Genomic DNA, 13074 nt, shown 5'->3' on the forward strand with positions numbered 1-13074 from the left:
TCTTTCTTATAGGTAATTTTAAAAGGCAACTTTGATAACGAAGAATTTACGAGAAGCATCTCGGCATCGAATCTTGAACGAAACTCGGGAAGTCCGGTACTCACGTAGCACATCACTACGTTCCGTTCCTCCTTCTCCACCTTTCGCCCAACCTTCTCGGTTCTGAAAGCCGACTTTTAAAATCTTCATTTAATAAATAAAAATTAATAATAAAAAATGCCCAGTGCTAGAATTCACGATTCTATACGCTGGACAGCAAAAGAACCGAATGCAAAAAGACCATCATTTCCTATGGTTCCCCTCATTCGCTTCCTCGTAGTCCAAAAATTCATGGTTTTTGGGTAGATACTTCCAGGCCTTATTCCTGATTTTATACGAGTTGATTCGACATTTTCAATTAGTGCGGCTTCATTTCCCGCTTTCCTAGTTTACTACCAACTAACGTGCCATGTCAATTTGAAAAAAACGAACGATTTTCTATTATTTCTTTTAAATAGTTCGCTTTTTAGGCACATTTTCTAGCTTTTACCTGTTCATGAGGAAAGATGCGTTTCTCAACCCTTTCTCAACATCTCTATATGAGATCTTCCCTTGTTCTTTAATTTGTATGATGAGCATTCATATTTTTCGACATGACTTCATTCTTATGGAAAAACAACAAACACACTGACATACAGCTGTCAGTGCGTTTGGTTATAATGATAATCAGAGGTGACCAGAAACTTATGATCATAGATAAAATTGTGAACGTACAGACACGACAAGATTGGCGAAATTGGCTAAGTGAGAATCACAGTACGGAAGAATATTGTTGGTTAGTTCCTACAGGTCGACATTCCGAAAGTTACTTAGATTCTGTAGAAGAAGCCTTATGTTTCGGCTGGATTGATAGCACAATTAAAAAATTAGATGACACGCAAACAGCGCATCGATACTCGGCTAGGAAAAAGAAGAGTAACTGGACAGAGCTCAATAAAGAGCGCGTCAGAAGGTTAGATAAATTAGGCCTCATGACAGAAGCAGGATATAAGGTATTGCCCGATATGAACCCTGAATCTTTCATCATACTTGAAGATATCTTAACGCAATTACGGCAGGACGAAGTGCTATATCGCCATTTTCAATCCTTGCCAGAGCTCTATGTTAGAGTCAAAATCGACAATATTCAGTCTGTACGCCACGATGCAGCGTTGTATCAGAATCGATTAACCAAGTTTATTGAACAGACCCGTTTGAATAACTTATATGGACAATGGCATGATAACGGCCGACTGATTGCGTACTAAATCCATACGGGGATTCACTTACGAGCAAATAGCCGCTTCATATCGTAAAGAAGTTCCGCCAAGTGTCAACTCATTCACTAATCCCAGCTGTTTAAATACGTGCAGAGAGCTGTTGACTGTCATCGCGTTCAGATGCGGATATTCATCGACCATCGCCTCACAAATGTCTTTCACCGCCACGTAACTTTCCTGCGCATAAAGATACGTTAGCAACGCTTGCCGCTGCGGGGTTAACGTGATATTCCTTGCCCGCATCCGTTGTAATGCTTGCTTCAGATCATGTTTGACCATTAGGGTAACCTCCTCTTTTATTGGTGGGGACTTTATTACATTTCTTTAATTATAATTATTTTAATATAATAGTAATTATAATTTTGTTGATAATGATTGTCAACAAGCTTATGCTCAACATTCCACACCTCCATTGTTCGAAGCAGAAGTACAGCTGTGGAGCTTGAAAAATGCAAAAGTGCAACCTTTTTTGGCGAAGTCCTCTATCCAAATGAAATAAGTGCGAAAGTGCAACTATTTCGACCTACACTCCTCATTTCGGTCCATATTCGGCCCAAAAGGTTGCACTTTCGCATCAATTTACCACTTGATAGCTGATTCCCCCGAAAATGAGTGCTCTTTTGCATCTTTGAGCATAGTCGGAGGGAGCGCGGTGGAACGGGCCATTTCGGACGCTGTAAGCGTGTTTTCCGTCACTTCAGCGCGATAAGATCGACAGGGCAGACTCTTTTACACGCTGTAAGCGTGTTTTTCATCGATACTTCGTGCCTCTGCACAATACAAAGAAAAGCCGCCAGGTGCTATCCTCCTGACGGCCATAAGCAAGCTAAACTTGCTTATTTATTCAATTATTCGTGTTGGATCCCATCCATCGTCACCTGCCAGAACTCGCCTAGCTGTCAGCTCCCCTGCCTTGCTTGCCGTCAGCTCCCGTGCCCACTCCGCACGCCCGCTAGTATTAGCCCCAGGTCCAACGCTCCCAAACTCCATGTACCTTACTTCATCTATCGGTTCCTGTTCATTCCATCGATCCCAACCCGCAGCCTTAATATGCGGTCCTACCCAGCACTCGACGAACGCTGTCTTCGCATAATTCCGCCACGGTCTTCCTAAACCAACAGACTGCTCAGGCGCACCTCCGGTTAGCTTACATCTGAGAAACACATAACCATATGGAACCTCCTCTGGGGTAGAGGCTGCTGTGATCCAGCCGCGTCCCAAGGAGACAATCTCACATTCCTGAAACACAGCTGTCGCCGAGCCAAAAATAAAATCAACATCGCCCTCCACATAACAGCGTTCGTAATACTGCCTCACTGGGCGTCTCGGCGCATCCTCCCTTGGACCGCCAAAGCTGCCGCGATCTCGCGGTTTTGGTGGCAGCGGCCCTGTGAACAGCGTGTCCTGATGCCCGAGAAATCGGCAATCGCGAAAGGCAACGCAGTCCCCATCGACATAAGCAGCCAAGGCTTGCCCCACGATGTCTCCGCTCCCCGCTGTATTCTCGAAGGTGATCCCCTTCACCTCAATATGATCCCCACCTATGTAAGCCGTGTAGGAATGAAACGTGTGGTACGGTTCTCCGCTCGGAAACACCTTTTTCGCATAATCATCATAGGAGATTACGGTCGTTTCCGCCCCTTCGCCAACCAGTGTAATCCACGGCTTATCGATATATAACTTCTCTTTATAAACACCACTTTTAATGTGGATGATTGTCGGCTCTCTTCTCCCCGCGGGGATATGATTAACAGCCTCTTGTATGCTAATGAAGTCGCCGCTCCCATCTGCTGCAACGGTAATCATGGCTTTTCACCCTTTCTACTAGCTCGGTAAGTATCAAATTGATGTTGAATTTCCGAAATAACATGATTCATTCCCGCATCTTTTAATTTGGCTCTGAAGCTAGCCATCGTAGCGTTCCAATCCACTTTCGCATCATACAGTATCGGCAAATACTCCGTAATGATGACATTGAGCTGGGCAATCTCCGATTTAATGGGAGCTAGATCGGGCACAAAGCCGAGCGTTGGTGACACGATCGCTTCCTTATCCCAGTCCCGCAGCTCTTTGCTATAGGCAGGTGAGATATAGGTACTAAACCGAGCAAACCGAATATCATTCCAGGTCCAGCTGATCGGGTTATATTGATGCTCGGGCGCAATACCGTCATAAACGATGGCTTCGTCCTTCAGCTTGTAATTCACATCCTTGATCCCATACGTGAAGAGATCATAGTTCTCCTGGCTGCTTCTCAGCCAATTCAGGAAAGCAACAGACTCATTCACATGCTGGCTTGTCGAAAATACAGAAAGAATATTGTCAGCACCGGTATATAAATACTTCGGCTTCTCTGGATGCAAATACACATTTTCTAGTTCTCCCTCTGGGAGCATCGCTTTGAACGCATCGATTCGTTCGGTTTGCTTCATAACAACACTCCATGTTGCGGCCACTTTACCTGAGTTAAAAGCAAGCTCTGGATCTGGATACTTCGAGGTGTCTGATGGGCCATATGGGATATAGCCCTTCTTCTGCCATTCATGCATCTTCTCCATGATATGAACGAAAAAATCAGATTCATAGGTATCCCTGACTTTCAGCTGAGGATCCGCTGGATCAATATACACAGGAGCATTCAAGTAACCCCCCGCAAAAAAAGCGACATCCCCATATTCTCGAAGCAAGAAACGGCCTGTGTCGTAAAAATAGGGTGTAATCGTCGGTTCATTCTGATGAATCGTCTCCAAATAGTTATCCATATCGGCCACCGTCTTAATTTCCGGCAAACCGTATTTCTTTCGCAGATCGCCTCTAATCTGCACGAAACTCTGAAACTCAGCAATCGGCATCACGCGAGGAATTCCATAGATATGCCCGTTTATCGTTGCGCCTTGAAAGGCGTAATCCGGCGTGCTGCTTACTATCGCATGACCATAATCGCGAAGCGCATCATCCAAGGGTGCTAGTACTTTCTTCGAAACTAAATCTGCGATATTCGAATACGCCGATAAAGCAATATCATAAGGCTCCCCGCTTGCCGCATTCAGCCACAGCTTATTCCAGTACTGATCATACGGAATATAGGTAAATTTGAGCTTGATCGGCAAGCCGTCCTTGGCTAGCTTGTTCTCAACAGCTTGGATAACTTCATCTTGGGCAGCTGGCTTCTCCAAAGGAAACAGGAGATGTAAGGTGGTTGGCGTTAGGCCTTTCCCCGCTTTGTTCGTGTGTGACGATGCCGGTGTCCGCCCTGGATCTCCTCCCTTGCCGACTATCATGAGCACAACAACTGAAGTACAAATCACGATGAACAGCAGCACATAGGTGGATCTTTTCATCCTGAAACCGTCCTTTTTGTGATTCGTCGCCGCAAATGGATAAACACAGCAGCCATTTCCGCGGCTGCTGTGCTAGTTATACAAACGACAATCGTTGTTTATTTCTTACTGGCTGTGAGGTAACGGTCATATTGCGCTTGTCTACCTTTAATGACATCCTCAACGCCCATACTTTTCAACGACTTGATATAGCTATCGAATTTATCTAGGCTTTCCTTACCCGTGATGAACTTAATATTCATTTCATTAACGTACGTCGTAATATCTGGCATCACCGTGTTCTCCTTGTCAGCTTCAGCTTTCAGTGCGTATACGAAAGGGAATGGTGCTTTAATATACTTCTCCATCTCTTTATCAATCTTAGCATGCCACGGCGCTACCAGTACATCCGTTGCTTCGACGGATTGCTCGATTGGCAAATTCGTTGGATTGATACCGAATTTCTGGATAAAATCATTATCCTTGCCTTTCTCCGTAAATTGTTTCTTGCCATCAACCACATCATACGTTTGTCCTTTCAATCCCCACACATACATCTCTTTGGATTCTTCACTGCTCGCATAATCCAAGAATTTGAACGCCAGTTCAGGATCCTTGGCATTCTTAGATACGCCGAAGATACCGGTAATCGGGTTCCGTCCAATATAGAATTGATCACCATGCGGCCCTTTGAATGGAGCGATTCCTTTAATCAGCGGTTTCGTAGGATCGTAATCCTTGAACAGCTTGCTGTACACCATAGAGGTATACCAACTAAAGTTAAACGTAGCGCCTGTTATATTTTGCGAAAATTTAGAAGTAATCTGATCTGCCGTGACACTAGCGAAATCTGATTCTAATAACCCCTCTTTGTACAAACTATTTAAGTAGGTTAAATATTCCTTATAGTTCGGCTCATAGTACGAATAATGCACCTTACCGTCCTTGTCTGCATAGAAGTTATTGGCTAAATCCAATCCGAATACCGGTCCAAATGCATTCGCTAGTTGATTAGGCGCTACCGAGAATGGGATTTCATCCTGCTTGCCATTGCCATTCGGATCGTTCGCTTTGAACTTACGAAGCATATCCGTGAATTCATCGAGCGTTGTTGGATCCTGCAAGCCCAGCTTATCTAACCATCTCTGGTTCACCATAAACGTAGGCATATAGTTCTTGGTCACGGCCAGCTGCGGCAGATAGTAAATCTTCCCGTCTGGTGTCGTTAAACTTGCTTTCAGCGCAGGGTATTTCTCGAACAACTTCTTGATGTTCACGCCATATTTATCGATATAATCATTCAGAGGTTTGAACAACCCGCCTTGAATATTTTTCATCGTCTGATCCTGATCCAACTGATAGATCACATCAGGGAGATCGGCCCCTGCAGCAAGTCGCGGGCTAATCGCATCCTGATAGGTCGATGGTGGAAGCAACTCCCAATTGACCGTAATGCCTGCTCGCTTACTCAACTCTTGGACGATCGGAGCTTGGTTTAGATCAACATTGTTCGTCCATGCATTCGTTGCTAGAATTTTGAGCGATCCTGCTTTATCGGTGATTGGCCCTGTACCTGTGTACGTGAAGCCCGCTGGTGCTGCAGCAGAACTCGCATCTGGTTTCAGCGTTGCTGCCGCGGAGCTAGCCGTAGGCGTAGAGCTCCCCTCACTTGTACAAGCTGCAGCTACCATTGCAAATAAGGCTGTAATCAGAGACAGACTTGCCGTTGTTTTGAGTGTTTTTTTCATATACGAAACCCTCCCTCAATGTATAAAGCCCACTTATATATCCAGTAAGAGCATTGCTACCCTTTGACTGCACCTAGCGTGATACCACGTACAAAATACTTTTGAATGAACGGATAGATCGTAATAATCGGTAAAATGCTGACTACAATCGAAACGTAGCGAACCTGCAGCGTCGAAACAGCAAGCGCTTTAGCCGCTGTCTCTCCGCCCATTTTCTGCATAATTTCAGGGGAAGCCATGATAAGTACTCTTCGCAGGAAAATCTGCAAGGGCTGCAGCTCCGACTTCCCAAGATACAGCAGTGCATTGAAGAAATCGTTCCAATGGGCAACGGCATAGTACAAGGTCAGGACCGCTAAGGTTGGTTTGGTGAGTGGAATCGCTATGCGAAACAGCAAGGTGAAATCCTTGGCTCCATCCATGCTTGCGCTCTCAAATATTTCATTTGGAATCGCTTCGAAGGCTGATCGCAAGATCATGACATTAAAGGTACTCACAAGAACAGGCAGAATCATCGCCCACCTGGTGTTGTAGAGTCCTAATTCCGTGATCACCATATAAAGAGGAATCAACCCACCAGAGAAGTACATCGTAAATGCGATGTAGAAGTTGAGTTTTCTTCGAAGGAAGAACGTCTTTCTCGAAAGCGGATAAGCCGCTAAGCATGTGGCTACCAGATTAAAGATGGTCCCCACAACGGTGTACCAAATGGTGTTGTAGTACGACTTCCATAATTCGGAGTACCCCAGCACCATTTTGTACCCATCAAAATTCAAATCAACAGGTAAGAACGTGACTAACTTATTGTCTATGGCTTCTACCGAGCTCATTGAGATGCTCACCACATAAATAAATGGATATAAGGTTATAACAATCGCAAGTGCGACGAGACTGTAAACGATTACATAAAAACTCCGGTCCGTCCATGATTTAACCATGAAGGCCTCCTTTCTTGAGGCGCTGCTACCACAAAGACATGTCGTTCACACGACGACTCGCTTGGTTGGCCGCATATACTAAGATGAAACTGATAATTGAATTGAATAGCCCCACTGCTGTAGCAAAACCAAAGTTCTGTGACTCAATCCCTTGCCTGTATACATAAGTCGAGATCACATCGGCCGTTTCGTACGTGGCACCGTTGTAGAGCAGATACACCTTCTCAAAATTCACACTCATAATGCCGCCGATGGAGAGTAGAAACAGAATCACAATCGTTGGCTTCAAGCTTGGCAGTGTGAGATGCCACACTTCTTGAAATTTGTTAACGCCATCAATCTTTCCAGAGTCGTACATTTCCTGATCGATCCCCATAATAGCCGCGATGTAGATAATGGAGCTAAAACCGAAACTTTGCCAGATACCTGACGCCGTGAAGATGGATCGGAACCATTCGGGCGCCATCATGAAATTAATTTTGGCCATGCCCATAGAATCCAAGAACGTATTCACAATACCGTCTGTCGGAGACAGGAAGTTAATGATCATCCCCGCGATAACAACCGTTGAGATAAAGTGCGGCAGGTAGGTCACCGTTTGGGCAAAACGCTTGAAGAGGCCATTCTTAATCTCAACTACGCATATGGCAAAGAGGATAGGGATCGAGAATCCGATGACTAGCGGATAGAATGCAAGTAGGAAAGTGTTCCTCAGTAATCGCCAGAAATAACGAGAATGGACGAATTGGTCCAACCATTTGAGCCCTACCCAATCGCCTCCAAATACACCATGTCCCGGTGTAAAGTTTTTGAATGCAATAAGGATCCCCGGCATCGGCAAGTAACAAAATACGAAATAGTACAAAAACACCGGTAAAAACATCAGCAGCAGCAGTTTATCTCTGCGTATCAGCTTGATGAGCAGCGGTTTCTTATCCCCCAATAACTCCAACTCCTTTCAATCAATCATCCAATAAGGTAATTTTAGCGCATGACTGACTTTGCAAATATCCAACATTTTTTCGATATGTAACACTTTTTTACGTAAAAAAAACACCTATTCAGTCCGGACGTCTTTACGCCGACTTCATAGGTGTTACCTCATCTACTTGGCATCTTCCCTTGAATACCCCTCCGCCGTATAGGCGGGAAAGTTCAGAAATACGCTGGTGCCTTGCCCAAGTTCACTTTCAATTCGCAAACCATAGCTTTGACCAAAACGAATTTGGATGCGATCATGCACATTTTTCAACCCGTAACCGACCGAGCTCAGTTGAATGACCTCTTCAGCCATCTCCTTACTCATCCCTGGTCCGTTGTCTGCGATACAGAACTCCAGATCTTCTCCCGACCTGTAACCTCGCAAGGTGATACAGCCGCGCCCATCCCCCTTACGGAGCTTATCAATACCGTGTTCTAGCGCATTTTCCAAAATCGGCTGAAAAATAAGATTAATCATGTCATATCGCAGTAATGCTTCATCTACTTCGCAAATGAAATCAAAGCGATAATTGTGCATGATACTTTGGATATGCATATAATCCTTGGCATTCTCCAATTCATTTCGGACAGGGATGAAATCTCTCCCCTTATTAAGAACCGTTCGATAGAAGCGTGAAACCGTATTCGTGATCTGACTAATTTCCATCGCGTCAATCTCTAACGCCTTCCAATTAATAATCGACAAGGTGTTATATAGAAAATGTGGATTTATCTGCGTCTGCAGCGCCTTGAGCTCCGCTTCTTTCTGCGTGATCTTACTTTGATACACTTCTTCGATTAAGGTGTTAATGTTCACAAGCATATTGCCGAACCGATTCGTCAATTGGCCAATTTCATCCCTAGACTGACTGGATACGTCAATCTTCAAATTCCCATTTTCGACGATCATCATCTTCTTATTGAGCTTAATAATACGTTTGACGAAAGTGTTGGAGAACATCCAGATGATGAGCAGCAAGCCAGCCAAACACACCAAGACAATCAAGGCTGTCGCACTGACAATGCTCCTTGCATCCACCGAAATCCCGCTTTTAGGTGTAAAATAAACAAGTTTCCAGCCCGGCTCCGCCATATCCGCTGTAATGTACATGTAATCCGTTGCCTGCATCGAAAATGAACCGATTCGCTCCATTAACTGGGAGGACGGCAGTGAGGCAATTGGGAGTTCTGTACTCATCTGCATGTTTTTAGATAGAATTTGATTGCCCTCTTTATCTAAAATCAAAATCCCATAGGCATTCGTTTTGATATCATCCAAGCCCTGAAACAAACTATCGGCATCGATGCTCAGGAACAACACGGCGGGCGCCTTCCCTAACGGCACTCCCTCTTCACTAACGAAAGGCCTTGTAGCGAAGAGCTTGCCATTCTTAATGTTCCACTGCGTTTCTTTCGAATGCGTCTGCTGATTCGCCCACTTCAGATCGGATGTCAAATCGAGTGGCAGAATATATTCGCCTCGCAGAATAGACTGATTCTCTGTAAACACTGATATTTGTAAGATATCATGATTAAAATCAAGAATATTACTGAAGAACGGATCCACATAATCCCGATACAAGACAGGGAAATCACCGTCATTACTAATAAAGATGCGCTTAAATATAACATTCTGTGTGATCGAATTAATGATCGCTTCATGCTGCTTCGCGCGATAGTTAATCGTCTCTGCAATTTGACTAATCGCTCCGTCCAAATTCTGTTTCGCCTGTTGCAGCAGGAAAGAGCTAGCTTGATGATAGGAAAACATCCCCAATACGACAACAGGAATAATGGAGACGACCATATAGGAGATAAACAGCTTTTGCTTAAATCTTAAGTTTTGGAAATAAGCGAGGAAAGTTCGCATATCAGCTCGTTCCCTCTCGGAATTTGGCTGGACTTTGCCCATGAACCTGTTTAAATGTTTTGCAGAAATACGACGTATTCATATAGCCGACCTGCTGACTGATATCCGCAATCGTGAGATGCGTTTCCCGCAGCAGCGCCTCCGCCTTATGCATCCGAATGGTTGTTAGATATTTAACGAACGTTAGTCCTACTTCCCTTTTAAACAGGTAGCTCACATAGGTCTGTGTAAGAAACACCTTATCCGCAATCCATTGCAAGCTGATATCCGATGTGTAGTTATCTTCAATCAGTTTCCGGATATCTTTAATCACTTTCTTACTGAATTCCGGATTATGTACATCCGTATCTCCGTCTAGCATTCCAAGAACAGTATGAATCTGCGCTTTCAGCTCAGCTAGGGACTTACACCCGAATATAGCCTCCACAATCGACTTAAACGCGTGGACATCTGTTTTCCCTGCCGTTTCCCCTATTTTCTTAGCCAGCTCTGTACACATGTACTTCACGTAAATCGCGGAATGCTGCCCGCTCCCGTCAATCGTCTTAAAGAATAGCTCAACACCTTGGCGTAGGCCGAACTCATCCTTGACTTCTAAGTGCCAATAAAGAGTTTCCATGAGCTTAGGGATGGTGCTCGCTATTTCTTCTTGCCCTTGGCTTTCATCTGTATAGAGCACTGTGCTTTCATGGAAGAAAAATTTATAGTCCAGCACATTCTCCATGAGCTTAAACTCGGGAGCCAACTCATCTCCTGTGTGGATTAGCCTGGAAATGACCATCGTAAAGGTTTCGTTGTAGGCATCCGCAATGCTTGCTTTTAACTTGCTGCCTAACGACTCCAGATCTTCCTTACGCACTGTGTGATCCCATCGTACACAAACCAAGCTCTGACTTTCATTCAAATTCACATAATCGAACGGTGCACGAATGACGGTCTGAAGCCTCTCTGGCAGCAAGTCGTGCTCTACATCAAAGACCGATGAACTGTAGTCTATTAGAATCAATTGAACGGACATCTGACTAAAATGAAGCCCGATGAGCTCTAACTTACGAGAGTGCGATGAAGAAGCTTGCGCAGCATGAAGGATCTCTAAGAACAGTTCTTCCTTCTCTTGTTCTTGATCTTTATGACAGAGCGCAATGACCTCATCAAAGGCTCTCTGGAAATCACTCACATCGATGGGCTTGAGCAAATACGCGGAGATCTGATAATGAAACGCCCTCTGTGCATACTCAAATTCCCCATAGGCGCTGAAAATAATAATTTTCAACTCAGGGAACTGCACCCGTGCCCTCTCACACAAAGTAAGGCCATCCATAAATGGCATCTTGATGTCGGTTAAAACAATATCGATTGGATGCGAAGCTAACATCTCTAAGGCTTCTTCGCCATTCTCAGCTTCCAACACAGCCAAGGGCAGTTTATATTTGTGGATTAATCGCTTAATCCCTTCTCTTTCAATATGCTCGTCATCCACGATGAGGATCTGAAACAAAGCGCTTCCTCCCTTCCAAAACCAACTCCATCTAAATTCTATCAGAAGACCGCTTCTGATTAAAATTCAACATTTTTGCGATCCATATCATATTTTTATGGTGAGAGCGTATCCACGAATACCTTTGTAATACTTAGGATACATCGCACCTATACCGTTCTCACATGCGTACGCGAGATCTCGGCGCTCGGGCGTTGTTGGGGGAGTTTGTTGGTTTTGAGAGGCTAGTGCGCCAGAGATTTTCATTAACTGGAAAATGTACAGCTATTTATGAGAAATTTCATCGAAAACTCGATTTAACTATAAAATATGCAGTTAAAATCACTCATTTAGTTTATATAGGTAAAAATGTATATAATTAACTGTATATTTTCCATCTAATCTGATTTTGACTGATAAATCCAAATATTTAACTACATATAATCCATTTATTTGCCCGGGGCTCAGGAGATATTGAGAAAAGAGCAGGCACTAGGCCTGCTCCACTTCTACACCCTGCTTTACGAAATCGCCCCATGTGAGCGTCCGGAACTCTTCCTTCCATGGCGACAACGCTGGCAGCTCTGCCCATATCTCCTCTGCTTTCTGCATGCACACGGTTTGAACGATGCGTGCGTATTCCAAGCAGCCGGAATCCTGAATCAACTGCTTCACTTCGTCTTCCTTTTCTGCAAAAAGTTCAGCCGTAATCTCCCCCCTGTAGTAAGCCTTCACGGGTGAGAACACTTCATCTTCAATGGAGAGTAGATATAGGATGGGTAGCGTCCGCTTCTTCGCCATGAGGTCACTTTTCTCATCATAGCGAACAAGATCCCGCACATCGTTCTGAATCTGGTGGAGAAGTCCCACACAATCGGCGATCTGATGCAGCTGCTCTACCGTTCCTTCTGTACAGGCTGTATCGAAATAACCTAGGAAGCAAGCAAGACGGAATAACGACCCCGATTTCTCTTGCGTCATCCATAAGTAGTCATCAACAGTGGAAACCGCATTAATCACATCTTTATGCTGGCCATTAATTGATCTAGCAATGATTTTGCTAATTTCAACCAGCATCGTACCACTGGCATTTATTCTGCCCAGTTCACCTATCACACCGATCATTAGCGCTAATACAGCATTCAACGCACTCGCCGTGTCCACGCGCATCCAAGGCTTACTATCGCTATCCTGATCCTGCAGATCATCGACGATATCCAGGATAAGAACAACTAACTCTGTCAAAGCTGCTCGGCGATGGATATCAGGCGAACCCCCACCAAGCATAGCGTGTGTGCACAACGTGACTTTGGACCAAGACAGACTCGAAGTCTCGTTATCTGACATACATGATCTCAGCAGCGTTTTCAAATCCTCATCAAACATATAATCATCCATCATCCGTGCCATGTGCTGCTGAATGTCCTGCATGCGAAGCGCCT

11 protein-coding genes and 1 riboswitch are annotated in these 13074 nt (G+C 44.6%); of the genes, 1 reads left to right on the plus strand and 10 read right to left on the minus strand.

The window, feature by feature from the left end:
- Positions 1 to 18: 18 nt before the first annotated feature.
- Positions 19 to 189 carry a hypothetical protein gene (locus ACSQ8O_RS35445; protein ID WP_436245545.1) on the minus strand — a complete coding sequence of 57 codons (171 nt, stop codon included), beginning with the start codon at positions 187 to 189 and terminating at the stop codon, positions 19 to 21.
- A gap of 107 nt (positions 190 to 296) precedes the next feature.
- Positions 297 to 398: riboswitch (purine riboswitch) on the minus strand.
- A gap of 327 nt (positions 399 to 725) precedes the next feature.
- On the opposite strand from ACSQ8O_RS35445, the gene ACSQ8O_RS35450 reads away from it, so the two are divergent.
- Positions 726 to 1286, plus strand: coding sequence for a YdeI/OmpD-associated family protein (locus tag ACSQ8O_RS35450; protein ID WP_436245546.1), 561 nt, complete (start codon positions 726 to 728; stop codon positions 1284 to 1286).
- 18 nt (positions 1287 to 1304) lie between these two features.
- Here ACSQ8O_RS35450 and ACSQ8O_RS35455 read toward each other — a convergent pair whose 3' ends face one another.
- The 9 genes from ACSQ8O_RS35455 to ACSQ8O_RS35495 all read right to left on the minus strand — a co-directional run bounded on the left by ACSQ8O_RS35455 (position 1305) and on the right by ACSQ8O_RS35495 (position 13063).
- Positions 1305 to 1577 carry a Fur family transcriptional regulator gene (locus ACSQ8O_RS35455; protein WP_436245547.1) on the minus strand — a complete coding sequence of 91 codons (273 nt, stop codon included), beginning with the start codon at positions 1575 to 1577 and terminating at the stop codon, positions 1305 to 1307.
- 561 nt (positions 1578 to 2138) lie between these two features.
- Positions 2139 to 3104: a pectinesterase family protein gene (locus ACSQ8O_RS35460; RefSeq protein WP_436245548.1), complete on the minus strand. Its 966-nt coding sequence runs from the start codon at positions 3102 to 3104 to the stop codon at positions 2139 to 2141.
- The gene (locus ACSQ8O_RS35465) at positions 3101 to 4639 is read right to left on the minus strand and encodes an ABC transporter substrate-binding protein (protein WP_436245549.1); all 1539 of its coding nucleotides are present in this window, start codon (positions 4637 to 4639) and stop codon (positions 3101 to 3103) included. The genes ACSQ8O_RS35460 and ACSQ8O_RS35465 overlap by 4 nt, the downstream gene beginning before the upstream one ends.
- A 98-nt stretch (positions 4640 to 4737) precedes the next feature.
- Positions 4738 to 6366: an extracellular solute-binding protein gene (locus tag ACSQ8O_RS35470; protein ID WP_436245550.1), complete on the minus strand. Its 1629-nt coding sequence runs from the start codon at positions 6364 to 6366 to the stop codon at positions 4738 to 4740.
- 56 nt (positions 6367 to 6422) lie between these two features.
- Positions 6423 to 7304 carry a carbohydrate ABC transporter permease gene (locus ACSQ8O_RS35475; RefSeq protein ID WP_436245551.1) on the minus strand — a complete coding sequence of 294 codons (882 nt, stop codon included), beginning with the start codon at positions 7302 to 7304 and terminating at the stop codon, positions 6423 to 6425.
- A gap of 25 nt (positions 7305 to 7329) precedes the next feature.
- Positions 7330 to 8247: an ABC transporter permease gene (locus ACSQ8O_RS35480; RefSeq protein ID WP_436245552.1), complete on the minus strand. Its 918-nt coding sequence runs from the start codon at positions 8245 to 8247 to the stop codon at positions 7330 to 7332.
- Between the two features lie 162 nt (positions 8248 to 8409).
- Positions 8410 to 10155, minus strand: coding sequence for a sensor histidine kinase (locus ACSQ8O_RS35485; protein ID WP_436245553.1), 1746 nt, complete (start codon positions 10153 to 10155; stop codon positions 8410 to 8412).
- Position 10156: 1 nt separating this feature from the next.
- Positions 10157 to 11653, minus strand: coding sequence for a response regulator transcription factor (locus tag ACSQ8O_RS35490; RefSeq protein WP_436245554.1), 1497 nt, complete (start codon positions 11651 to 11653; stop codon positions 10157 to 10159).
- A 471-nt stretch (positions 11654 to 12124) separates the two neighbouring features.
- Positions 12125 to 13063 (minus strand): polyprenyl synthetase family protein, encoded by a 939-nt coding sequence (locus ACSQ8O_RS35495; RefSeq protein WP_436245555.1) that lies wholly within the window; start codon positions 13061 to 13063, stop codon positions 12125 to 12127.
- Positions 13064 to 13074 lie beyond the last annotated feature (11 nt).

Origin of the sequence: Paenibacillus sp. LjRoot56, assembly GCF_964253335.1 — a bacterium.
GTDB classification, from domain to species: Bacteria; Bacillota; Bacilli; order Paenibacillales; family NBRC-103111; genus Paenibacillus_E; species Paenibacillus_E allorhizoplanae.